Raw genomic sequence first — 20,564 nt, 5'->3', positions numbered from 1 at the left:
ATCAGGAGATTGCATGCGTCAGGCGAAGGAACGGGAATTCCACAGCTTCGACCAGGTACCGCTGTTCTACCGGTACTGGGCCGGCACCACCGCCACCCCGGCCACCCGGGCCATCGTGCTGCTGCACCGCGGGCACGAGCACTCCGGGCGTGTTACCCACCTGGTCGATGAGCTGAACGTGCCTGACACCGCCTTCTTCGCCTGGGATGCGCGCGGCAATGGCCGCTCGCCGGGCGCGCGTGGCGATGCACCGGGCTTTCCGGCGCTGGTGCGCGACCTGGACAGCTTCATCGCCCACATCGGCGCCGAGCACGGGATCGCGGTGGAAGACATCGTGGTGATCGCGCAGAGCGTGGGTGCCGTGGTCGCCGCCACCTGGGTGCACGACTACGCGCCACGCCTGCGCGCGCTGGTGATGGCCTCGCCGGCGTTCAAGGTGAAGCTGTACTTGCCGTTCGCGCGGCCGGGCCTGGCCTTGATGCAGAAGCTGCGCGGCAACTTCTTCGTCAACAGCTACGTCAAGCCGCAATGGCTGACCCATGACCCGGCGCGGGTGGGAAGCTACCGCACCGATCCGCTGATCACCCGGCCAATCTCGGTGCGGGTGCTGCTGGGCCTGTACGAGGCGGCCGATCGCATCGTCGCCGATGCGCAGGCGATCAGCGTGCCGGTGCAGCTGCTGGTGTCCGGCTCGGACTTCGTCGTGCACCGTGGCCCGCAGGACCGCTTCTACGAGCGCCTGTCCAGCCCGATCAAGGAGCGCGTGCATCTGCCGGGCTTCTTCCACGACACGCTGGGCGAGCGTGATCGGGCACCGGCACTGGCGCGCATCCGCAGCTTCATCCAGGCGCGTTTCGCCGAGCCGTTGCGCGAGCTGTCGCGCCGCGATGCGCACCGCCATGGGCCGACATTTGAAGAGTCTGAAATCCTGGCCTGGCCGCCCGAGCGCAACAGCCTGGCCGATCTTCGCTGGCGCGTGGTGCGCGGTGGCCTGCGCTTTGGCGGCAGACTGTCCGAAGGCATTGCACTGGGCCTGCAGACCGGTTTCGATTCGGGCAGCACGCTGGACTACATCTATCGCGACGAAGCACGTGGCAAAGGCCCGTTGGGTCGCCTGGTCGACCGCAACTACCTGGATGCGATCGGCTGGCGCGGCATCCGCATTCGCGGTCGGCACCTGCAGGAACTGCTGCGCGATGCCGCCCAGCGCCTGCGTGGGCAGGGCATGCCGGTGCGCGTGCTGGACGTGGCCGCTGGCCATGGCCGTTATGTACTGGAAGCGCTGGGCCAGGGCGAGCAACGCGCCGAGCGCATCGTGCTGCGCGACTTCAGCGGTCTGAACGTGACCCAGGGCCAGGCGTTGATCGAGCGCCTCGGTGCGTCCGACATCGCCCGTTTCGAACAGGGCGATGCGTTCGATCCGGTGCAGCTGGCGCAGGTCGACCCGGCGCCGACGCTGGCGGTGGTATCGGGCCTGTACGAACTGTTCCCCGACAACGACGCCGTGCTGCGCTCGCTGCAGGGCATCGCCGCAACGGTGCCGATGGGTGGCTACCTGGCCTACACCGGCCAGCCCTGGCACCCGCAGCTGGAGTTCATCGCCCGCGCGCTGACCAGTCATCGTGGTGGCGCTGCTTGGGTGATGCGCCGCCGCACCCAGCAGGAAATGGATGAACTGGTGCGCCTGGCCGGGTTCGAGAAAGTGACGCAGCGCATCGATGACTTCGGCATCTTCACTGTGTCGCTGGCACGCCGGACCGCGTGATGGCGACGCTGGCTGCAACTCCGCTTGCCACGGCGGGGCGCCCCTGGCGGCGCGCGCTGCTGTGGCTGGCCCTGCTGGGCCCGTTCTTCTTTGCCAGCTACGGCTTCGCCAACTGGATGGCCGGCCGCCACGCCGAACTGCCGGTGATGGCGTTCGGCTGGGAAACGCAGATTCCGTTCGTGCCATGGACGATCGTGCCGTACTGGTCGATCGACCTGTTCTACGCGGTCTCCTTCTTCCTGTGCCGGCAGCGCCTCGAACTGGACCGGCACGCATTGCGGCTGTTCAGTGCACAGCTGATCGCCGTGAGCTGCTTCCTGCTGTGGCCGCTGCGCTTCAGTTTCGAGCGGCCGGAGATCGGCGGTGTGTTCGGCTGGCTGTTCGATGTGCTGCTGGGTTTCGACAAGCCGTTCAACCAGGCGCCATCGCTGCACATCGTGCTGCTGATCGTGCTGTGGGTGAAGTTCGCGCAGTACCTGCACGGTGCCTGGCGCTGGGTGCTGCATGTGTGGGCGCTGCTGATCGGCGTCTCGGTGCTGACCACGTTCCAGCATCATTTCATCGACATCCCGACCGGCCTGCTGGCCGGCTGGCTGTGCGTGTGGTTGTGGCCGGAGCAGGGCACGCCACCGCTGCGTGCCTGGCGCATCGTGCGGCATGCCAAGCGGTGGCGATTGGCTGCGCTGTACCTGCTGGGGGCCGCTGTGCTGCTGGTGCCGGTGGTCCTGCTGCGGGGTACGGCGTTGTGGCTGCTGTGGCCGGTGGTGTCGCTGCTGCTGGTGGCGCTGGCGTATGCCGGTCTGGGTACGGCGGTGTTCCAGAAGCGCGCCGATGGTCGCCTGACCATGGCGGCACGCTGGCTGCTGGCACCGTACCTGGGCGCCGCCTGGATCAACTCGCGGCTGTGGACACGGCGTGCGCCGCAGCCGGTGCCGGTGCTGGACGGCGTGTGGCTGGGCCGGATTCCCTGCACGGTATTGCCGGCACCTTTGGTGGGCGTGATCGATGCCTGCGCCGAGCTGTCCTGCCGCGCGCCGGGCGCGGCGTATGCCAGCGTGCCGATGCTGGATCTGGTGGTGCCCACGCCGCACCAGTTGCGCGAGGCCGCCGAGGCCATCGAACGGCTGCGGGTACAGGGACCGCTGCTGGTGTGCTGCGCATTGGGTTACTCACGCAGTGCCGCCAGCGTGGCGACGTGGCTGCTGCGCACGGGCCGTGCCGTGGAAGTCGAGGCGGCGGTCGCCATCGTGCGTGCGGCACGCCCCGGCATCGTGCTGGGCCCGGAGCATCTGCAAGCCATCACCGCAGCGGCTGGAGGGCGCGCATGAGTGCCGTTCCCGATCTGGCGACCATGCAGTTGCTGCTGCGCCAGGGACGCTGGCCCGCGCTGCTGTCACTGGGGCTGCTGCTGGTGGCGCTGCTGCTGCTGGGCATCGAACCGGGGCTGGCGATGATCGCCGCAGGGCTGTTGCTGCTCAGTGTGGGCGCTGGGCTCATGCAGGCCTACCATGCATGGCGGGTCGGGCTGGACGCGAGCCTGCTGCAGCTGTTGCGCGATGAAGGCCTGGATGGCGAAGCCGCTGCACGCCGTACCGACCAGCTGCTGCAGGACAGTGGCCTGCGCCGCACACCGGCCGATGCGCCGCTGCGCGGCTGGGACGTGCGTTGGGCCGGCATGCGCCGGCTGCTGCTGCGCCAGTACCTGCTGACGGCAGTGCAGGCCGCACTACTGGTACTGGCCGTAGTGTGGCCGCAGACGTGAACGGGAGGGACCGATGTTCGCCGAACTGATTGCACGCGCCTGCAGTGGCGCGATCCACGTGGTGACGGGCGCCCGTGCGCTGTGGATCGGCTGTGCGCCGTCCAGCGAGCGCCGCGTGTACTACGGCAACCACGCCAGCCATGGTGACTTCGTGCTGATCTGGTCGTCGATGCCGCCCGCGCTGCGGCGACAGGTACGCCCGGTGGCCGCCGCCGAATACTGGCAGCGCGACGGCCTGCGCCGCTACCTGATCGATGCGGTATTCAACGGTGTACTGGTAGAGCGTGAGGCCGGGCATCGCCAGCAGGACCCGTTGCAGGTGCTGCGCGATGCGGTCGACGAAGAGTGCTCGCTGATCCTGTTCCCGGAAGGCACGCGCAATGTGGGCGATGAGCCGCTGCTGCCGTTCAAGAGCGGCATCTACCACCTGGCGCGGCAACGACCGGAGCTTGAGTTCGTGCCGGTGTGGATCGACAACCTGAAGCGGGTGATGCCGAAGGGCCGGTTCCTGCCGCTGCCGCTGCTGTGCACGGCCACGTTCGGCACGCCGCTGCGGCTGCAGGCCGACGAGGACAAGGCCGCATTCCTGGCCCGCAGCCGGCAGGCGCTGCTGGACCTGGCGCCGAATGGAGGGCGCGCATGAGCTATCTGATGGACGTGTCCGGTGACCTGGCCGCGCGCAGCGTGGGCCAGCAGACCGGCCTGCTGTTTGCCGGCGTCGGCGCGGTGCTGGTGCTGGCCACGCTGGTGGCCGAGACCCTGCGCTGGCGGCAGCGTGGGCAGCCCAGTGCAGTGATCGCCAACCTGGTGTCGCGCATCCGCGCCTGGTGGGTGATGGCGATCGTGGTCGGGCTGGCGCTGTTCTTTGGTCGCGCGGGGGTGATCGTACTGTTTGCGATCATCTCGCTGTTCGCGCTGCGCGAGTTCATCACTCTGGCACCGACCCGCTCGGGCGACTACTACGCGCTGCTGGCCGCGTTCTACATCGTGCTGCCGTGGCAGTACTACCTGGTGTGGATCGACTGGTACGGCATGTACACGCTGCTGATTCCGGTCTACGCGTTCCTGTTCCTGCCGATCCTGTCCACCATCGGTGGTGACACCACGCACTACCTGGAGCGCACCGCGAAGGTGCAGTGGGGGCTGATGATCTGCGTGTTCTGCATCTCGCACGTGCCGCTGCTGCTCAACCTGCATGTGCCCGGGCATGATCCGGCGCGCAACGTGCTGCTGTTTGCCTTCCTGGTGATCGTGGTGCAGTCCTCGGATGTGCTGCAGTACATCTGGGGCAAGCTGCTGGGCCGGCACCTGATCGCCCCGAAGCTGTCGCCGTCGAAGACGGTGGAGGGCTTCGTGGGCGGCGTGCTGAGTGCCAGCGCGCTGGGAGCGGCGCTGTGGTGGATCACCCCGTTCACGCCGCTGCAGGCGTTCGGCCTGTCGCTGCTGATCAACCTGATGGGGTTCTGGGGCGGCCTGGTGATGTCGGCGATCAAGCGCGACCGTGGCATCAAGGACTGGGGCCACATGATCGAGGGCCATGGCGGCATGCTCGACCGGCTGGATTCGGTGTGCTTCGCCGCGCCCGTGTTCTTCCATGTGGTGAGGTACTACTGGAAGGCGGGCGGAGGCGGTTGATTCTGCCGGGCTTCGATCCACGCATGGCGTGGATCCACCGGTCCTGCCATCGTTCATGGGATTGCCGGCCAGCGGCCGGCACTACCCACGCGCGCTTACGCGCTGATGCCGTATTCCTTCAGCTTCTTGCGCAGGGTGGCGCGGTGGATGCCCAGCATCGCCGCGGCACGGCTCTGGTTGCCTTCGCAGTGGTTGAGCACTTCCACGAACAGCGGGATTTCCATCTCGCGCAGCACGATCTCGTAGACATCGTCCGCGTCGCAGCCATCAAGGTCACGCAGGTAGCGGCGCACGGACTGGGCGACGTGTTCACGCAGCGGTGGCCGGGGAGCGCCACGACTGTTGTCAGGACGAGAGAGGACAGCGTTCAAGGGGATTCCCGATTCGGTTGGCCCGTGCGCGCGGAGCGCGCGGCCGGACGAGGTGGTGGCGGCCAGTCTAGCGCGAGCGTGCCCGACCTGCCACGGCTGGTCGCCTCTATCCTGCTCAGAGGAAGTCGAAGGTGAATGCGACGGTGGATGCGGCGGGTTCCTGCACGCGGAACGCAATGCGTGCACTCTGGCCCGGTTCCAGCACGGCCGCGCCGGGGTTTTCGCCAAGGTACTGCGCCGGTGCGAACACGCCACTGCCGATCACCCGGCCATCGGCATCGGACAGCGACAGGCGCAGATCCGGCCAGGCCTGTGCCCAGCGTGCATCGTTGCGGATGCTGGCCTGCACCTGCAGTACGCCGGCCTGGCCCGGCAGGGGGCGGATCTCGCGGCTGGTCATGGTGAACGCGGTGGGTTCATGCCAGGCCGGCAGGCTGCAGCGCAATACGCCGCACAGTGCGCCCAGCCAGGCGCGGTTGCCGGCGTCGGCGGCCAGTCGCGCTCGATCGGCCAGCACGCTCTGCAGGACCAGCAGCAGTGCCAGTCCGGCGACCAGCCCCCAGTGCCAGCGTGGCGTCGGCAGTGCGCGTGGCCGCGAGGTGCCCAGGAAACTGGGTGCATCCCCAGCCACGGCCTGCGGGGCCGGAACGGCAAGGACGGGTTCGATCACGGCCGCTTCGTCGGGGTTGACGATGTCATCGCTCGGTCGCGTTTCCGCCATCGGTGGCAGCGCCGCTTCGAGGGGGGCGCGGGCTTGGGCTGGCGGGATGTCCTGCATCGCCGGGTCGGGCGTGCGTGAATCGGTCGCAGGTGCAGCCTCGCCTTCCGACGTGGGGCGCAGGAAGGTGGCCAAAGGGCGGCGCGGCGGGTTCGGCTCGGACATGCTCAGGGTGCGGGCTCGGATCCAGCGGTCATTCAATCACGATCAGGCGCGGCGTATGCCGGTGATGCGCATCCAGTCGCCATCCCGGGTCGCCTGCAGGTCGTCGAACCACGCGGCGTAGCGCTGCAGCAGTTCGCCTTCCTGGCCATGCAGGATGCCGGACAGGGCGATGCGGCCGCCGGCAGCGACGCGCGCGGCCAGCAGCTCGGCCAACGCGTCCAGTGCCGAGGCAAGGATGTTGGCGACCACGATCGGGTAGGTGGCGACCGGTTCGTCCTGCGGCAGGTACACGTGCATGCGCGCCTGCTCGCCGTTGCGCTCGGCATTGTCGGCGGTGGCGACCAGCGCCTGTGGATCGTTGTCCACGCCGACCGCTTCGGCGGCACCCAGCTTCAGCGCGGCCAGGGCGAGGATGCCCGAGCCGCAGCCGAAGTCGAGCACGCGCTGGCCCTGCAACTGGCCGTCCACGGCCAGCTGGTCCAGCCAGCGCAGGCACAGGGCGGTGGTCGGGTGGGTGCCCGAGCCGAAGGCCAGGCCCGGGTCCAGCCGCACCACGGCGGCATCGGCGGCCTGCGCGGCGTCCGGCAGTTCATGGTTCCACGGCACGATCCAGGTACGGCTGCCGAAATCCATCGGCTGGAACTGGTCCAGCCAGGCGCGTTCCCAGTCTTCATCCTCGACGGCGCGGAAGCTGCCGTTGCTCCAGTCCAGTTCCGGATCGAACGATTCCAGGGCGGCCAGCAGCAGCAGCGCATTGCTGTCGGCGGGGAACAGTGCGCTCAGCACCAGGGTGTCCCACAGCGGCGTTTCACCCACGCCGGGTTCGAGGATGGCCTGTTCGTTGCTGGTGTCGGCTTCGGCATCAAGCAGGGTCACGGCCAGTGCGCCGACGTCCTCCAGCGCATTTTCATAGCGGGGCTGGGTGGCTTCGGTGCAGCGCAGGGTCAGTTCCAGGAACGGCATGGCGGTGGAGGCAATCACGGGAAAGGGGGCCATGCTAGACCATCGGAGCGTCTCCGTATCGTGTGAGATGCCACCTTGAGATGAACGGGGGCAGTTCAGACAGGCCTGCCGGGCCTTGCTAAACTCGGCACTTTCCTGTGCGCCGTGAACGCTCACCGCCGCCGATGGCCTTCGCCCCGACCCTGAAAACCTGGTTGCTCGTGCTGCCGGCGGTGGCCGTGCTGGGCGTGGCCGGGTACCGGGCCAGCGGCCATGCGGCGGGCGTGGCATCACCGTCGCCGGATCTGCCGACCGTCGTGGCCAGCCGCGACAGCGGAGCGGCGTTGCCGGTGGTGCCGGAGGCCCTGGCGCGCCGGCTGGCTACCGTTGAGCGCGGCAACACGCTGCCGTCGGGCCTGCCGCTGGACCTCCGCGCCGACATCGAAGACGCCAGCGATCTGTATGCCTTCGCCCAGCGCCTGCGCGTACAGGCCGATACCGGCAACCATGAAGCGCGCTGGATGCTCAGCCGCGTGTATGACTATTGCGCGCAGTACGCGCTCGATCCGGGTGGCTACCGCCTGGACAACAACGTGTTGAGCGGGTTGGGCCTGACCGCGGCGCCGGCGATGATCGAGGCCCGCGAGCGCGTGGCGAAGCGGTGTGGCGGCTTCGTTCCGGGCGACAAGCTGGGCGCTGCGCTGGTGCTGGCCGAACGCCGCAAGGCGGCCGCGCAGGGCAATCTGGCCGCAGAAGCATCGCTGTTCGCCGAGGGTGAGCCGTTGCATGACAGTGCCGAGTACCGCCGCGACCTGGTCGAGCGCGTGCGCACTTCGCGTGATCCGGAGGCCTATATGGCGATCGCGCCGGGCATGGGCGTGCGTGCCGCCGGTGACAGCGCACTCGACGGCCTGGTGGCGGGCGAACAGCTCAGTGAGCTTGCATGGCGGCTTGCGGCCTGCGAACTCGGTCTACCGTGTGGAGCGGACAGCGTGCTGGTCAACAGTTTTTGTGCGAATGGAGGGATCTGTTCGCAGGATGGAGCGCAGGATTTCCGGGATTTCGTGTATGACGCTGCGGTATCGCGGCAAGGTGCTGGGAAAATGAAGGAATGGATCAAGCGATTGATTGGAAAGAGGGACGGGCGATGAATTACCGTCGATTCCTGCATGGGGCCAAGTTCTGGTTCTGGGTTGCGCTGTTCGTGGCCTACTCTGCCGGTGCGGTCGGCCTGCTGATGATCGATACCTACGAGGATCGCTACCGGCATCTGTCGAAGGTGGAACTGACCACGGTGAAGGCGCAGGAAGACGTGCGCCGCGCCGGCGCCAGCCAGGTCGCTGCGGTCTATCGCGCGCAGACGGGCATGCCGTTCGCTTCACTGCCGGCTGGCAGCACCTTCCAGGTAGTGTGGCCGGATGGCTCGACCGAGACCATGGTGATCGTCGATCCAGCCTCGCCCAATGGCGTGCGGCCGCTGGCCAATTCGCAGATTCCGGCGACGGCGGCGGACGCGCGCTGAGGCCGCATCAGTAGAGCCGAGCCATGCTCGGCTGCACTCGCCCGCAAGCCGGGAACGGCTCGGCGCTGCCGGAAGGAAAACAGAAAAGGGCGGGGATATCCCCGCCCTTTCCTTGTCCAGCATCGGGTGACGATCAGGTCAGCGCGATCGGCTTGTTCTTGCGCTCGGCAAGGCGCTTTTCCAGGTAGTGGATGTTCTGTCCACCGGCCTGGAAGCCCTTGTCGCGCATGATCCGCTGCTGCAGGGCGATGTTGGTCTTGATGCCATCGACCACCATCTCGCTCAGCGCCACCCGCATGCGGGCGATGGCGGTTTCGCGGTCCGGGCCGTGCACGATCAGCTTGCCGATCATCGAGTCGTAGTTGGACGGCACGCGATAGCCACTGTAGATGTGGGTATCCACGCGCACGCCGGGACCCCCCGGCGGATGGAAGCCGGTGATGGTGCCCGGGCTCGGCACGAAGGTCTCAGCGTCTTCGGCGTTGATACGGCATTCGATGGCATGGCCGGTCAGCACCACGTCGCTCTGCTTGATCGACAGCTTCTGGCCAGCGGCGATCTTCAGCTGCTCGGCCACCAGGTCGATGCCGGTGACCATTTCGGTGACCGGATGCTCCACCTGGATGCGGGTGTTCATTTCGATGAAGTAGAAGCGGCCGTCCTCGTACAGGAACTCGAAGGTGCCGGCGCCGCGATAACCGATGCGGATGCAGGCTTCCACGCACACCTTGCCGATCTGCTCGCGCTGTTCGGCGGTGATGCCCGGTGCCGGTGCTTCTTCCACCACCTTCTGGTGGCGGCGCTGCATCGAGCAGTCGCGTTCGCCGAGGTGGATGGCGTTGCCCTGGCCATCGGCCAGCACCTGGATCTCCACGTGGCGCGGGTTCTCCAGGAACTTCTCCATGTAGACCTCGCCATTGCCGAACGCGGCCTTGGCCTCGCTCTTGGTGGTTTCGATCGAGGTCTTCAGCGAGGCTTCGGCGTGCACGACGCGCATGCCACGGCCACCACCGCCGCCGGCCGCCTTGATGATGACCGGATAACCGATCTCACGGGCGATCTTGGTGTTGGCGACGATGTCATCGCCCAGCGGGCCGCCCGAGCCGGGCACGCACGGCACGCCGGCGGCCTTCATCGCGCGGATGGCTTCGACCTTGTCACCCATCATGCGGATGGTGTCAGCCTTGGGGCCGATGAAGATGAAGCCCGACTCTTCCACGCGCTCGGCGAAGTCGGCGTTCTCCGACAGGAAGCCGTAGCCCGGGTGGATGGCCTGGGCGTCGGTGACTTCAGCGGCGGCGATCAGTGCCGGGATGTTGAGGTAGCTCTGCGGCGACGGCGCCGGACCGATGCAGACCGACTCGTCGGCCATGGCCACGTGCTTGAGGTTGCGGTCGACCGTGGAATGCACGGCCACCGTGCGGATGCCGAGGGTGTGGCACGCGCGCAGGATGCGCAGCGCGATCTCCCCTCGGTTGGCGATGACGACTTTGTCGAGCATGGCGCGCCCCTCAGCCGATCACGAACAGCGGCTGGTCGAACTCCACCGGCTGGCCGTTCTCGCCGAGGATGGCGACGATGGTGCCGGACGTGTCGGCTTCGATCGGGTTGAACATCTTCATCGCTTCGATGATGGCCAGGGTTTCGCCTTCCTTGACCTGCTGGCCCACGGTGACGAAGGCCGGCTTGTCCGGGGCGGACGAGGCGTAGAAGGTGCCGACCATCGGCGAGCGCAGCACGTGGCCTTCCGGCAGTGCCGGGCCCGGCTTGGCGCTGCCGCCGGTGGAGGCTTCGGTCGGCGACTGCATCGGCATCGCCTGCGGCGCCGGGGCGGCCGGAGCGGCATACACCGGCGCGGCGACCGGGGCGGCATAGCCGGCCACCGGGGCGCGCGACAGGCGCACCGACTCTTCGCCTTCCTTGATTTCGATTTCAGCCAGGTTCGACTCTTCCAGCAGGTCGATCAGCTTCTTGATTTTGCGCAGATCCATGAGGGCCTCTTTGGTTTCTATCTAGGTGAGGAGAGCGCCGTGGGCGCCCGGGTCGACAATCAGGTGGCGGATACGCGCAGCAGCGCCGCGTCCATCGCGTAGCGGTAGCTGTCGGCACCGAAGCCGCACACCACGCCCACCGCCTTGTCACTGAAGTAACTGTGCTGGCGGAAGGGTTCGCGGGCATGCGGGTTGGACAGGTGGATCTCGATGAACGGCACCGCCACCGCCGCCAGCGCATCGCGCAGGGCCACCGAGGTGTGGGTGAAGGCGGCGGGGTTGATCAGGATGAACGCGGTTCCGTCGTTGCGCGCGGCCTGCACGCGGTCCACCAGGACATGCTCGGCGTTGGACTGCAGGCTTTCCACCGCGTGCCCGGCAGCGGATGCCTGCGCGGCCAGGGCCTGGTCGATGTCGGCCAGCGTGGTGTGGCCGTACACCTCCGGCTCGCGGGTGCCGAGCAGGTTGAGGTTGGGGCCGTGCAGGACCAGCAGCTTCGCCATGGGATCCGGAAGACGGGAAAGGGCGGCAGTCTGGCGGAACCGGCGGATGCTGTCCAGTTCGGCGAAGTTTGCAGCGTTTCAATCGTCCGTTTGAAATTCGCTGCAGGGCTTGTCGCCGTACGGCGGGCGCTGGATCAAGGCGCGCTGAACGGCGTGCTTGCGGTGGATGCGAGCACGTAGGCCGACGATCACGCCCGGGCCGCTCATCGGCAGAGCCGCACCCTGCGTGGATGAGGAGGCGTAGGGCGCAGCCGCTGTGCCCTTACCAGGGAGTTGCCTGTCAGCTGATCGCTCAGGTCTCCAACGGTACCGTCGGCACCACGTTCGGGAATACCTCCTCCAACGGCTCCTGTTCCCCCGGCTGCGGCGCCGGCCAGTTGTAGGCGTTCACCGGCTGAGCGCGGTTCACCCACAACGCGTAGTACAGGTGATCGGCGCGACCGTCGCCGGTATTGGGGTGGATCAGGATGGTCAGCCCCAGGCTGTTGAGCTGCAGCCAGGGCACCAGCACCGGCAGCAGGTCGTTGGTGAAGCCGAAGTAGAAAGAGGGGGTGACGTGCGGGCCACGCGGCTCCAGGTTCCAGTTGCCCAGCTCCACCGGGAAGCGCTCGGCGGCCCAGCGCCGCAGCAGGGCTGCCTTCTCGAAGCTGTCCTCATCGAAATAGATATGGGCGTGGTAGCTCTTGATGTCGGTGTAGGCGCGCGGGGCGGTGGGCAACGTGGCCTCGCCGGGGCGCACGCTGGCCGGGCGCGGGGTCGGTTCGCTGGCCGTGGCCTGGCCCCAGGGGCTGCGGCCCTTGGACGCTGGCGGAACGATGGCGCGGAAGCCGGGTCGTCCGGGCTCGGTGGTGTTCACGGCGCTGCCGACGCGCGCGGCGGCGGTGGCGGTGGACGCGCTGGCCAGGCCGCCGGCGGCCAGGCCGGCCGACGCGATCAGGCGCCGGCGGGCGGGCGAAAGCACGTCGGCCCAGTGGGCGTCATCGTCGCCCGGGTCGATGAGGGGCTGCGGGTCCGGGTGCATGAGGTGCTCCGTGGCGGCATTGGGGGGGCAGGCGTCCACGCTCGGGCACGGCTGCCGGTGGCGTCCAATAAGCAGCCGGCATCACTTCATGCACGGCTGCCTTCGTCGCCTTGAGCGCGACCGAACGGCGGGCTAGGGTGCAGGTTTGCCGCCCCGGAGCCCGCCATGGCCTCGCCTGATGCCGACACCCTGCGCAAGCGCGCCAGCTTCCGCCAGTTGCATGCAGCAGGATGCTTCGTGCTGCCCAATCCGTGGGACGTCGGCAGTGCGCGCTATCTGCAACGGCAGGGCTTCCAGGCCTTGGCCACGACCAGTGCCGGCTGCGCCTGGAGTGAGGGGCGGCCGGACGGCGCGGTATCGCTGCAGGCCACGCTGGAGCACCTGCGACTGATGGCGGCGGCGACCCCGTTGCCATTGAATGCCGACTTCGGTGATGGTTTCGGCGCTACGCCACAGGCGGTGGAGGAGGCGGTGACCGCGGCGCTCGATACCGGCATCGCGGCGTTGTCGATCGAGGACGCCAGCGGCCTGGCCGATGCACCACTGAGGCCCATCGAGCAGGCGGTCGAGCGATTGTGCGCGGCGCGTGCGGCCATCGACCGCGCGGGCGGCGACGTGCTGCTGGTCGGGCGAGCGGAGAACTTCTTCGTGGGCGTACCGGATCTGCAGGACACCCTGCGGCGCCTGCGTGCCTATGCCGAGGCCGGAGCCGATGTGCTGTATGCACCGGGCATCAGTACGCGCGAGCAGATCAGTGCGGTGGTCGCCGCCGCGGGCTCCAAGCCGGTGAACCTGCTGGTCGCTGGCCCCACAGCACTGAGCCTGCAGGACATCGCCGCACTTGGCGTTCGCCGGGTCAGCCTGGGCGGTGCGCTGGCGCGTGCCGCGTGGGCTGGACTGATGCAGGCGACCCAGCCGATCGTGCAGGACGGACGCTTCGATGGCCTGCAGCAGGCGGCGTCCGGGGCGGCCTTGAACGCGTTGTTCCAGTAGCCCCGCGCCCTGCATGGCGGGAAGGGCCGGCGACTACAACGCCTCGATCTCCCGCTTGGGCAGGATCACGCCGGGTTCCAACGCTGGCAGCAGTTGGCGAAGCAGGCGTGGATTGTCCTGCAGCCCCGTGCCGTCCAGATATGTCCACCCGGAACCGCCAATGCGGCGCACGGCCACCATGAACGTGGTGCTGCGCATCGGGGTTTCACGCACCCGTACCAGGGATTGGCGTGGCACGAAGCAGACTTCTTCCTCCCCAGCCGCATAGGTCCGGGTCGGCACACCGACGTCTTCGCTGATGACCACCACGCCGCCGCTGTGCTGCTTCTTCAACGCATCGCGGGTGATCGCCTGGAAGGCCTCATCGCCGCCGGCCAGCCGCTTGAGGCTGGGATGCGTACGCTCGATGAGGAAGTCCGCGTCGCCGCGGGCGTAGGCAGTCATCAGGGCGCGCACATCTTCGCGCAGGGCCTTCGCGTCACTGGGACTGAGTTCACCCGCGAAGGCGGATGGCAGCAACAGCGACAGCAGCAGCGTCAGTATCGCCAGGGGCAGGCGTCGATCCATGTCCGGATGTCCCACAGGGCATCGCTGCACTATACGTTGGACGCGAAAACAGCGTCCCACCGGTGGCGCTGGTTTCCCCGGAATCGCTACTTACCATTAGTAAGTATCGATTCCTGGAGATCTCCATGCACAGCCTCATTGTCATCGCCCACCCTGAGCCCGGTTCGCTGACCCACGCGATGGCGCGTCGCATCGGTGATGCCATTGCCGCGGCCGACACCGGCAACACCGTGGCCTATGCCGACCTGATGGCCGAAGGCTTCGATCCGCGCTTCAACCCGCAGGACCAGGCGTTGTTCCGCAGCACCGGCGCGGTACCGGCCGATGTCGCTGCCGAGCACGCGCGGCTGGATGCCACCGATACGCTGGTGCTGGTGTTCCCGTTGTACTGGTGGTCGTTCCCGGCGCTGCTGAAAGGCTGGATCGACCGTGTGTTCACCAACGACTGGGCCTACGCACAGGATGCGCAGGGCAGGCTGGTGAAGAAGCTGCAGCGCCTGAATGTGCATCTGGTCGGCTTGGGCGGCGCCGACGCAGCCATGGTCGAACGTCGTGGCTACGACGCGGCAATGAGGACCCAGATCGACATGGGCATCTTCGACTATTGCGGCGCGCGCGTGCTGTCGTCCCACCTGCTGTTGGACGCCGATACCGGTGCCGCTGAAGCGCATCTGCAGACCGCGCTGGCGATCGGCCGTAAAATTGGTGTTCCGATGCGCTGATCGCCGTGCTCCGCCGATGCCCGCCAACGCCACCCCCACGCGCCGCCGAATGACCCGGGAGCAACGCACCCGCCAGTTGCTGGATGTGGCCTGGGCACTGGTCCGCGAAGAAGGTACCGGAGCGTTGACGCTGGGGCGGCTGGCCGAAGCGGCGGGCGTGACCAAGCCTGTGGCCTATGATCACTTCGTGACCCGCAATGGCTTGCTGGCGGCGCTCTACGATGACTATGACGGACGCCAGACCGTGGTCTTCCACGAGCGTATCGGTCGCGCCCGGGCGCAACTGGTCGATCGGGCGGCGGCTATCGCCTCCGGCTACATCGACTGCGTCCTCAGCCAGGGCAGTGAAGTGCAAGGCATCCTCGCCGCGCTGGTGGGGGCGCCGGAACTGCATGAGGTGCGGCGGCGCTACCAGCAGGATTTCATCGACAACTGCCAGGTCTGGCTGGGCCCGTTCGCGGCCGACGGCACGGTGTCGCTGGCCGGGCGCTGGGCCATCCTCGGTGCGGCTGAAGCCCTTTCAGAGGGTGTGGCTGCCGGCGCGCTGGACAAGGCCGGTGCCGTGGCCGAGCTGCAGCGGCTGATCGTGGCGACGGTCAAGCGGCGCTGAGCCGCACGAGCGGTCAGCCGCCGGCCAGGGCGGCGAATCCCGCGGCCAACTGGTCGCGCACCAGTGCGTCGCGCGCGTCGCGGCTTGCAGAGCCCAACACCACGGTGATCAGCCGTACCGGCTGGTCCCGCCCGGGTACTGGCCGGCACGCGGTGGCGGCCAGGCAGAAGCCTGCGGCCTGGGTGTAGCCGGTCTTCAAGCCGTCCACGCCGTCTTCGCCGAGCAGGGCGTTCTGGTTGCTGCGGTTGAAGCTGCCATGGGCGAACGCGCGCTGCGCGGTGATCGCCAGGATCTGCGGATGATCGTTCAACAGGCGGGCGGCCAGCACCGCCATGTCGCGCGCGCTGGAGACATGGTGCGGTGTGGTGATGCCGGACACGCTGGCAAACCAGGTGCTGCGCAGCCCGAGCTGGCGTGCGTGCCGGTTCATGCGTTCCAGGAATGCGGCCTGCGATCCGTCCAGGTGGCGCGCGATCGCCAATGCAGCGTCATTGCCGGACACCACCATCAACCCTTCCAGCAGGCGCGCCAGGGTGATTGTCTCGCCGGGCGCCAGGCCCATGCGCGTTTCATCATCGGCCACGGCATGCACATCGTCGGCGGCGATGGTGACCGGGTCGTCCCACGAGCGTCCGTTCTCTTCGACGCACGCATAGGCGGCGTAGGCGGTCATCAGCTTGGTCAGCGATGCCGGTTGCCGCGCGGTTTCAGCGTTGTGCTGGTGAATCACCGCAGAGGTTGCCGCTTCCAGGGTGATGGATGAAATCGGTAGGGGGGCGGGCGCAGCAGACGGCATGGCGGGCGGAGATGGCAGCGACAGTCAGCAAGAATAGTTCGTGCCGGCTGCACGAAGCCGCACTGCCGGTGCGCTGCAGCGTGCACGGTAGCGCCCGGTTGCGCCCGGGCTGAGGTGGAGGCAGCCTGCGCACATGCAATCGGATATCCGCATCGATGGTCGTGTCTTTACCTACGTCTTCCCGTGTGCGTGGGAGGACTACGCGAAGATCGGCTTTTCACGTGATCCGCTCGGACGCATCAGCGCATTGCATCGGCGCTGGTTCGAGTTCTTCGACCTCGATGCCGGTGCGCTGGTGGAAGCGGAGGGCGAGCGTGATGCACGTGATCTGGAGCTGCAGCTGCGTTCGCCGTTCAAGGCGCACCGCGCACCGGCACCGATGACGATCCAGCACAAGGCTGGGGGTCGTACTGAATGGGTACGTGGTGCCAACCAGGCCTTGTCGCTCGCAATTGCTGCGTTGGGTGAACAAGGCTATCGCTGTTACCCGCTGAAGGCGTGGCTGCAGGTGGCGATGCGCCTGCGCATGGACCGGCTGCACGACTGGGCTGTGGTGCAGCTTCCGGAAGAGGAAGGACTGCGGATTTCCGGTGGCCCCGGCGAGGGCGTGCTGCGTGACACGCTCGACGGTTGCCGGGCACTGGATATCGATCCAATGCCCTGGCTGCCTGAATACGTCCAACGCTGGTACACAGGTTGAGCCGCGTTCAACGGGTCCCCGGCTGCTGAACCGGCGCGGCCGGTTGCGCCGCGCACGCAGGGGAGTCGGTGGACGGACTGGCCAGCTGGCGTGCCAGCTCGGCGTTGGCCACATGGCCGTGCAGGAACAACAGGCTGCCGAAGATGTTCATGAGCGTGCCTCCACTTGAGTGGATTGCACGATACGGGCAGCATGGGCGGGCAAAAAGCGACATTTCCGCAAGCATGCCTTGAGAGGAATTCAAGCCTGATGTCCCGTCCGCCCCTTCATGCCCTGCAGGGTTTCGTGGCCGCCGCGCGGCTGGGCAACCTGTCACGGGCAGCGGCATCGATGAACCTGACCGTCAGTGCGCTCAGCCATCAGATGCGCCAGCTGGAAGAGCGGCTCGGGCAGCCACTGCTGGTCCGCCAACCGCGTGGCGTCGCCCTCACCCTGGAGGGGCAGCGCCTGCTCGACCAGGTCGGCCCGCATCTGGATGCGATCAACGAAGCCTTCCAGCCCTATGCGGCCCGCGCCGAGCACGTGCTGACGATCAGTGCGGTGCCGTCGATGGCGTCGGCGTGGCTGGTGCCGCGCCTGGGGCATTTCGTGGCTGAGCACCCACAGATCGAGATCAACCTGCAGTCGAGTGAGCGCCTGATTGATTTCGAGCGGCAGCGCCAGTTCGACGCCGCGCTGCGGCTGGGCAGCGGGCAGTGGCCGGGCCTGGTGGTTGAGCCGCTGTTCGACGAGTGGCTGCTGCCAATGGCGAGCCCGGCGCTGATCGAACGCATGGGAGGGATCGACCGGGTGCCACTGAACCAGTGGCCACTGCTGGGGGACCCCGATGGCGCGTGGGGGGCCTGGTTCGCGTTGAGCGGGCAGACCCCGCCGTCGCGCTTCGTAGCGGTGCTGGATGATTCGGAGGCACACCACCGTGCGGCGCTGGACGGGGTGGGCGTGGCGCTGGGGCGGGTGACGCGGGCGCGCTTGTTGCTGGATTCCGGCCAACTGGTTGCGCTGTCCAACCTGCGCCTGAAAACCGCCTGGCCGCATTGGCTGGTCTACCCGCAGCGTTCGGCCCGCCACCGCGGCTTTCTTGCCTTCCGCGACTGGCTGCACGCGCAGGCTGCCGAACACGTGCGGCACATGGCGGACGCTACACTCATCGCACCAGCGTGACCGCCTGCCCGGCGCGCGCGAATGCCTCCTCCAGCAGCGAGCCGGCCTTGATCGCCTCCACTTCTTCGAACAGCGCCTGCAGCGCGTCGGCGGGGCGGGATGCCGGCGCCGCCACCGCCTGCTGGATCGCGGTGAAACGGTCAGCCAGCACGCGGTGGCCGGGATGCGCCCGCGCCCATGCTTGCAGCGGCTGGCGCACGCCGGCGGCGGCATCCAGGCGCTGCAGATCGAACAGGGTGATCGCAGCCGCCGACGTCTCGGCCCGTTCGATCGTGGCGTGGCGCAGTTCGCGGCTGAGAAACAGATCGTAGGCTGCACCGCGGCCCACCGCGATGCGCAGCCCCTCGCGGTCGAGGTCGGTCACCTGCTGCGCGGGACTGTCCTCGCGCACCAGATAGGTGCCTTCGATCTCCACGTACGGAGCACTGAAGGCGATGCGGTCGGCACGTGCCGGATCGATGGCCAGGAAGGCCAGATCCCAGCCGTCTTCGCCTGCCGCAGCGACCACCGAGGCTGCGGCATCGTGACAGGTGAAGCGTGCCTGCACACCCAGGCGCTGCGCCAATATCGCGGCCAGCTCCACCGACGGTCCGCGCGGCGAGTGCGCATCGCCCTGCGCCAGCACCGGGTTGCCCAGGTTGATCGCCACGCGCAGGAAGCCCTGCGGTGCCAGCGCACTTTGGTGATCGGCCAGGGACATGCAGGACTCCGCGAGGAAAGGGGCACCCAGCATGCCAGCGCTGCCCTGCAAGGAGTGTCATGCTGCACGACTGCAGGATGGCCTACCTTCCGTTTGCCGACGAGGCCGCAGGTGTGGGCATGGACTTGGAGGTGAGCCTGGAGCGTGGCCGAGATCTGCGAAAGTGAAGGCAACCGGATTGCGTTGCAGGCGCGCACGGTTCCGTAGAGCCGAGCCCATGCTCGGCTGCTGTTGACCCAGCCGCCCAAGCTCAGCCGGGCATGGGCTCGGCTCTACAAGGTCGCGGCGCGTGAGCGCTGCAGCCAGTCGTTGATCGCCGGATCGAGCCGCGGGTCTTCGGGCAACTGCATGCCGAAGCGTTGCTGCAGCACGTCGCGCACGTCGGCAACATCGTGCAGCGGACGCTTGTCCGGTGCCTGGCCGGGGCGGTACTCGGTGTAGTTGCCGCTGCCGATGGTGCGTCGCCAGTCCGGCCCGGTCAGCGACGCGCGCAGTTGGCCAGGGAAGCTGGAGTCGGGATGGGTGCACACGTACCAGTTGCCCACCACGTTGTCGATCGGTGCGGGCACGTGCAGGTCGAAACGGTACATCGCCCGCCAGCCGTCACCGGATTCGGCGTACAGCACGAAATCCCCCTCGCCAGGCAGCCGCTGCAGCAGATAGCGTTCGTGCGGCGTGGCCTGCGGCTGCGGATCATGCAGCCGCAGCGGCACGGTCGGGGTCAGGCTGCCGAAACCGGCATCCACCAGCCAGTCATCGCCGTCCACCTGCACGCGCAGCAGCAGGTGGGTCCGTGCGGTCAGTTCGCCGTCCTGGGCAGCCAGCAGCACGCGCGCGGTCAATGGCTGCGCATCGAAGCCCAGCGCCTGCAGCAGCGACAGCAGGCCCCCATTGAGTTCGAAGCAGTACCCGCCACGGCGCTCGTCCAGCAGCTTGCGCTGCACGCTGTCCAGGTCGATCGGTACCGCATCGCGCAGCAGGCAGCTGAGGGTCTCGAACGGCAGCACTGCGTTGTGGCGCTGCTGCAGCAGGGTCAGGCCGGCCAGCGTCCGCGGTGGCGGTGCATCCAGCTGCAGGCGCTGCAGGTAGCGGGGGACATCGAGCGTCGTCATGGCGGCACCGGGCGGGGAGGAACGTCCACTGTGCTCCCCCAACCGGGGTTGAGGTCAAGCGCGGCGGCGCGGCATAGCGTCAATTGATGCCGGCTTGAGAGAGGAGGGGCTCTGGTTTTTTGCCTCGGGGATTGGGATCAAAAGAAACTCATTACGCTCGTTAGGCTGGATAACTTTCCCAATTGCATCGTAGCTCTGCAGAGGGAACAGGGATACGCGCGTTGTGAAAGCGCCAAGTACTGCGACCGGAACCCCCAGAACGATTCCCGCCCAAGAGCCATGCATGGCGGAAAGCAGGCCTTCAACCCAAAGCATGCTGCCGAACAGATAGAAGATCATGCCAGTAGCACCGGCAGCGTATCGCCAGCGGCGCTCTCGCTTGGGCATGTGAAATTCAATGCTGGTGCCATCCATGCTGCGCCGTGCCAGTGTACTTATGCCCCTGATATGGCGCCATTTGATGCTTGGCGAGTAGCAGCGCATGAGGCTGAAGTAGGCCCGGCGCTCCTCGCGCCCGACCAGGAGGCCATAGCGCCCTCGAAATGCCTCCTGCAATGTGGACTCCTTTACCCAGCTTGCTTCCAGATCATCCTCTGAATGATCCGCGATCTTCAGCAAGTACTCGCGATCCCGATGCTTTGACTCTCTCCAGCGGTGGAAGCTGTCCATAGGAGGTCCGAAGAACCAGCGCACGATGGTTGCGAGGACCACTATGACAGTACCGATCCCGACAGGGATGCCAAGCGTCTGAATCTGACTCAGTACCGTGCTGATGAGCATGGCTGCAGTTGCTCCGAGGTAATTGTGT

At 67.5% G+C, this 20,564-nt stretch carries 25 protein-coding genes; 12 read left to right on the top strand and 13 right to left on the bottom strand.

Annotation, left to right across the window (positions count from 1 at the left end; all coding sequences use genetic code 11):
• Positions 1-13: 13 nt before the first annotated feature.
• From ACUDTM_RS10650 to ACUDTM_RS10630, 5 genes are read left to right on the top strand one after another with little or no spacing between them, the layout of a single operon-like run.
• Complete coding sequence (locus ACUDTM_RS10650) at positions 14-1,765, top strand: bifunctional alpha/beta hydrolase/class I SAM-dependent methyltransferase (RefSeq protein WP_445391302.1); 1,752 nt, start codon at positions 14-16, stop codon at positions 1,763-1,765.
• Positions 1,765-3,093, top strand: coding sequence for a phosphatase PAP2/dual specificity phosphatase family protein (locus tag ACUDTM_RS10645; protein WP_095378196.1), 1,329 nt, complete (start codon positions 1,765-1,767; stop codon positions 3,091-3,093). Before ACUDTM_RS10650 ends, ACUDTM_RS10645 begins: the two co-directional genes overlap by 1 nt.
• Positions 3,090-3,527, top strand: a complete 438-nt coding sequence (locus ACUDTM_RS10640; protein WP_095378195.1) for a hypothetical protein — start codon at positions 3,090-3,092, stop codon at positions 3,525-3,527. The genes ACUDTM_RS10645 and ACUDTM_RS10640 overlap by 4 nt, the downstream gene beginning before the upstream one ends.
• Positions 3,528-3,540: 13 nt before the next feature.
• Entirely contained in the window at positions 3,541-4,170 is a 630-nt protein-coding gene (locus ACUDTM_RS10635; RefSeq protein WP_005419712.1) for a lysophospholipid acyltransferase family protein, read from the top strand.
• Positions 4,167-5,162: a phosphatidate cytidylyltransferase gene (locus ACUDTM_RS10630; RefSeq protein WP_061478167.1), complete on the top strand. Its 996-nt coding sequence runs from the start codon at positions 4,167-4,169 to the stop codon at positions 5,160-5,162. Before ACUDTM_RS10635 ends, ACUDTM_RS10630 begins: the two co-directional genes overlap by 4 nt.
• Positions 5,163-5,257: 95 nt before the next feature.
• Here the strand turns inward: ACUDTM_RS10630 and fis are convergent, their stop codons facing one another.
• From fis to prmA, 3 genes are all read right to left on the bottom strand, one after another.
• The gene (gene fis, locus ACUDTM_RS10625; RefSeq protein ID WP_005419706.1) at positions 5,258-5,533 is read right to left on the bottom strand and encodes a DNA-binding transcriptional regulator Fis; all 276 of its coding nucleotides are present in this window, start codon (positions 5,531-5,533) and stop codon (positions 5,258-5,260) included.
• 115 nt (positions 5,534-5,648) lie between these two features.
• Complete coding sequence (locus ACUDTM_RS10620; protein ID WP_111008096.1) at positions 5,649-6,416, bottom strand: DUF3426 domain-containing protein; 768 nt, start codon at positions 6,414-6,416, stop codon at positions 5,649-5,651.
• Between the two features lie 42 nt (positions 6,417-6,458).
• On the bottom strand, positions 6,459-7,379 hold the full coding sequence (gene prmA / locus ACUDTM_RS10615) for a 50S ribosomal protein L11 methyltransferase (RefSeq protein ID WP_111008102.1): 921 nt from the start codon (positions 7,377-7,379) through the stop codon (positions 6,459-6,461).
• A gap of 164 nt (positions 7,380-7,543) precedes the next feature.
• Between prmA and ACUDTM_RS10610 the strand changes: the two genes are divergently transcribed.
• Both ACUDTM_RS10610 and ACUDTM_RS10605 read left to right on the top strand, forming a co-directional pair.
• A complete protein-coding gene (locus ACUDTM_RS10610; RefSeq protein WP_445391471.1) occupies positions 7,544-8,509 on the top strand; it encodes a hypothetical protein in 966 nt (321 codons plus the stop codon).
• Positions 8,506-8,880 (top strand): hypothetical protein, encoded by a 375-nt coding sequence (locus ACUDTM_RS10605; protein ID WP_072167288.1) that lies wholly within the window; start codon positions 8,506-8,508, stop codon positions 8,878-8,880. Before ACUDTM_RS10610 ends, ACUDTM_RS10605 begins: the two co-directional genes overlap by 4 nt.
• A 133-nt stretch (positions 8,881-9,013) precedes the next feature.
• On the opposite strand, the gene accC is transcribed toward ACUDTM_RS10605, so the two are convergent.
• The 4 genes from accC to ACUDTM_RS10585 form a co-directional block, all read right to left on the bottom strand.
• Complete coding sequence (gene accC / locus ACUDTM_RS10600; protein ID WP_065178826.1) at positions 9,014-10,381, bottom strand: acetyl-CoA carboxylase biotin carboxylase subunit; 1,368 nt, start codon at positions 10,379-10,381, stop codon at positions 9,014-9,016.
• Positions 10,382-10,391: 10 nt separating this feature from the next.
• Positions 10,392-10,871: an acetyl-CoA carboxylase biotin carboxyl carrier protein gene (accB, locus tag ACUDTM_RS10595; RefSeq protein ID WP_005419696.1), complete on the bottom strand. Its 480-nt coding sequence runs from the start codon at positions 10,869-10,871 to the stop codon at positions 10,392-10,394.
• A 59-nt stretch (positions 10,872-10,930) separates the two neighbouring features.
• Positions 10,931-11,374, bottom strand: a complete 444-nt coding sequence (gene aroQ / locus ACUDTM_RS10590) for a type II 3-dehydroquinate dehydratase (RefSeq protein ID WP_111200453.1) — start codon at positions 11,372-11,374, stop codon at positions 10,931-10,933.
• 292 nt (positions 11,375-11,666) lie between these two features.
• Positions 11,667-12,395, bottom strand: a complete 729-nt coding sequence (locus ACUDTM_RS10585; RefSeq protein ID WP_180890728.1) for a DOPA 4,5-dioxygenase family protein — start codon at positions 12,393-12,395, stop codon at positions 11,667-11,669.
• Between the two features lie 165 nt (positions 12,396-12,560).
• On the opposite strand from ACUDTM_RS10585, the gene ACUDTM_RS10580 reads away from it, so the two are divergent.
• The gene (locus tag ACUDTM_RS10580) at positions 12,561-13,388 is read left to right on the top strand and encodes an isocitrate lyase/PEP mutase family protein (protein WP_227836829.1); all 828 of its coding nucleotides are present in this window, start codon (positions 12,561-12,563) and stop codon (positions 13,386-13,388) included.
• Positions 13,389-13,421: 33 nt separating this feature from the next.
• On the opposite strand, the gene ACUDTM_RS10575 is transcribed toward ACUDTM_RS10580, so the two are convergent.
• Complete coding sequence (locus ACUDTM_RS10575) at positions 13,422-13,955, bottom strand: hypothetical protein (RefSeq protein ID WP_151355412.1); 534 nt, start codon at positions 13,953-13,955, stop codon at positions 13,422-13,424.
• A gap of 125 nt (positions 13,956-14,080) precedes the next feature.
• Between ACUDTM_RS10575 and ACUDTM_RS10570 the strand changes: the two genes are divergently transcribed.
• A complete protein-coding gene (locus ACUDTM_RS10570) occupies positions 14,081-14,677 on the top strand; it encodes an NAD(P)H-dependent oxidoreductase (RefSeq protein ID WP_072167285.1) in 597 nt (198 codons plus the stop codon).
• Positions 14,678-14,693: 16 nt separating this feature from the next.
• Positions 14,694-15,287 (top strand): TetR/AcrR family transcriptional regulator, encoded by a 594-nt coding sequence (locus ACUDTM_RS10565; protein ID WP_065178823.1) that lies wholly within the window; start codon positions 14,694-14,696, stop codon positions 15,285-15,287.
• A 13-nt stretch (positions 15,288-15,300) separates the two neighbouring features.
• Here ACUDTM_RS10565 and ACUDTM_RS10560 read toward each other — a convergent pair whose 3' ends face one another.
• Positions 15,301-16,083: a D-alanyl-D-alanine carboxypeptidase family protein gene (locus tag ACUDTM_RS10560; protein ID WP_072167284.1), complete on the bottom strand. Its 783-nt coding sequence runs from the start codon at positions 16,081-16,083 to the stop codon at positions 15,301-15,303.
• A gap of 133 nt (positions 16,084-16,216) precedes the next feature.
• Here ACUDTM_RS10560 and ACUDTM_RS10555 point away from each other — a divergent pair, with 133 nt between their 5' ends.
• A complete protein-coding gene (locus ACUDTM_RS10555; RefSeq protein WP_072167283.1) occupies positions 16,217-16,783 on the top strand; it encodes a GIY-YIG nuclease family protein in 567 nt (188 codons plus the stop codon).
• Between the two features lie 7 nt (positions 16,784-16,790).
• Here ACUDTM_RS10555 and ACUDTM_RS10550 read toward each other — a convergent pair whose 3' ends face one another.
• Positions 16,791-16,934, bottom strand: coding sequence for a hypothetical protein (locus ACUDTM_RS10550; protein WP_176698770.1), 144 nt, complete (start codon positions 16,932-16,934; stop codon positions 16,791-16,793).
• Positions 16,935-17,032: 98 nt separating this feature from the next.
• Between ACUDTM_RS10550 and ACUDTM_RS10545 the strand changes: the two genes are divergently transcribed.
• The gene (locus ACUDTM_RS10545; protein WP_032954576.1) at positions 17,033-17,944 is read left to right on the top strand and encodes a LysR substrate-binding domain-containing protein; all 912 of its coding nucleotides are present in this window, start codon (positions 17,033-17,035) and stop codon (positions 17,942-17,944) included.
• Here ACUDTM_RS10545 and ACUDTM_RS10540 read toward each other — a convergent pair.
• The 3 genes from ACUDTM_RS10540 to ACUDTM_RS10530 all read right to left on the bottom strand — a co-directional run bounded on the left by ACUDTM_RS10540 (position 17,928) and on the right by ACUDTM_RS10530 (position 20,536).
• A complete protein-coding gene (locus ACUDTM_RS10540; protein WP_061478210.1) occupies positions 17,928-18,644 on the bottom strand; it encodes an ABC transporter substrate-binding protein in 717 nt (238 codons plus the stop codon). The genes ACUDTM_RS10545 and ACUDTM_RS10540 overlap by 17 nt on opposite strands.
• A 272-nt stretch (positions 18,645-18,916) precedes the next feature.
• Positions 18,917-19,756 (bottom strand): arylamine N-acetyltransferase family protein, encoded by an 840-nt coding sequence (locus tag ACUDTM_RS10535; RefSeq protein WP_072167282.1) that lies wholly within the window; start codon positions 19,754-19,756, stop codon positions 18,917-18,919.
• Between the two features lie 54 nt (positions 19,757-19,810).
• Complete coding sequence (locus ACUDTM_RS10530; RefSeq protein ID WP_188240571.1) at positions 19,811-20,536, bottom strand: hypothetical protein; 726 nt, start codon at positions 20,534-20,536, stop codon at positions 19,811-19,813.
• Between the last annotated feature and the right edge of the window lie 28 nt (positions 20,537-20,564).

This window comes from Stenotrophomonas maltophilia group sp. vghtpe118, assembly GCF_052605195.1.
Note: the sequence above shows the minus strand (reverse complement) of the source record. Positions and strands in the feature narration are given on the sequence as shown.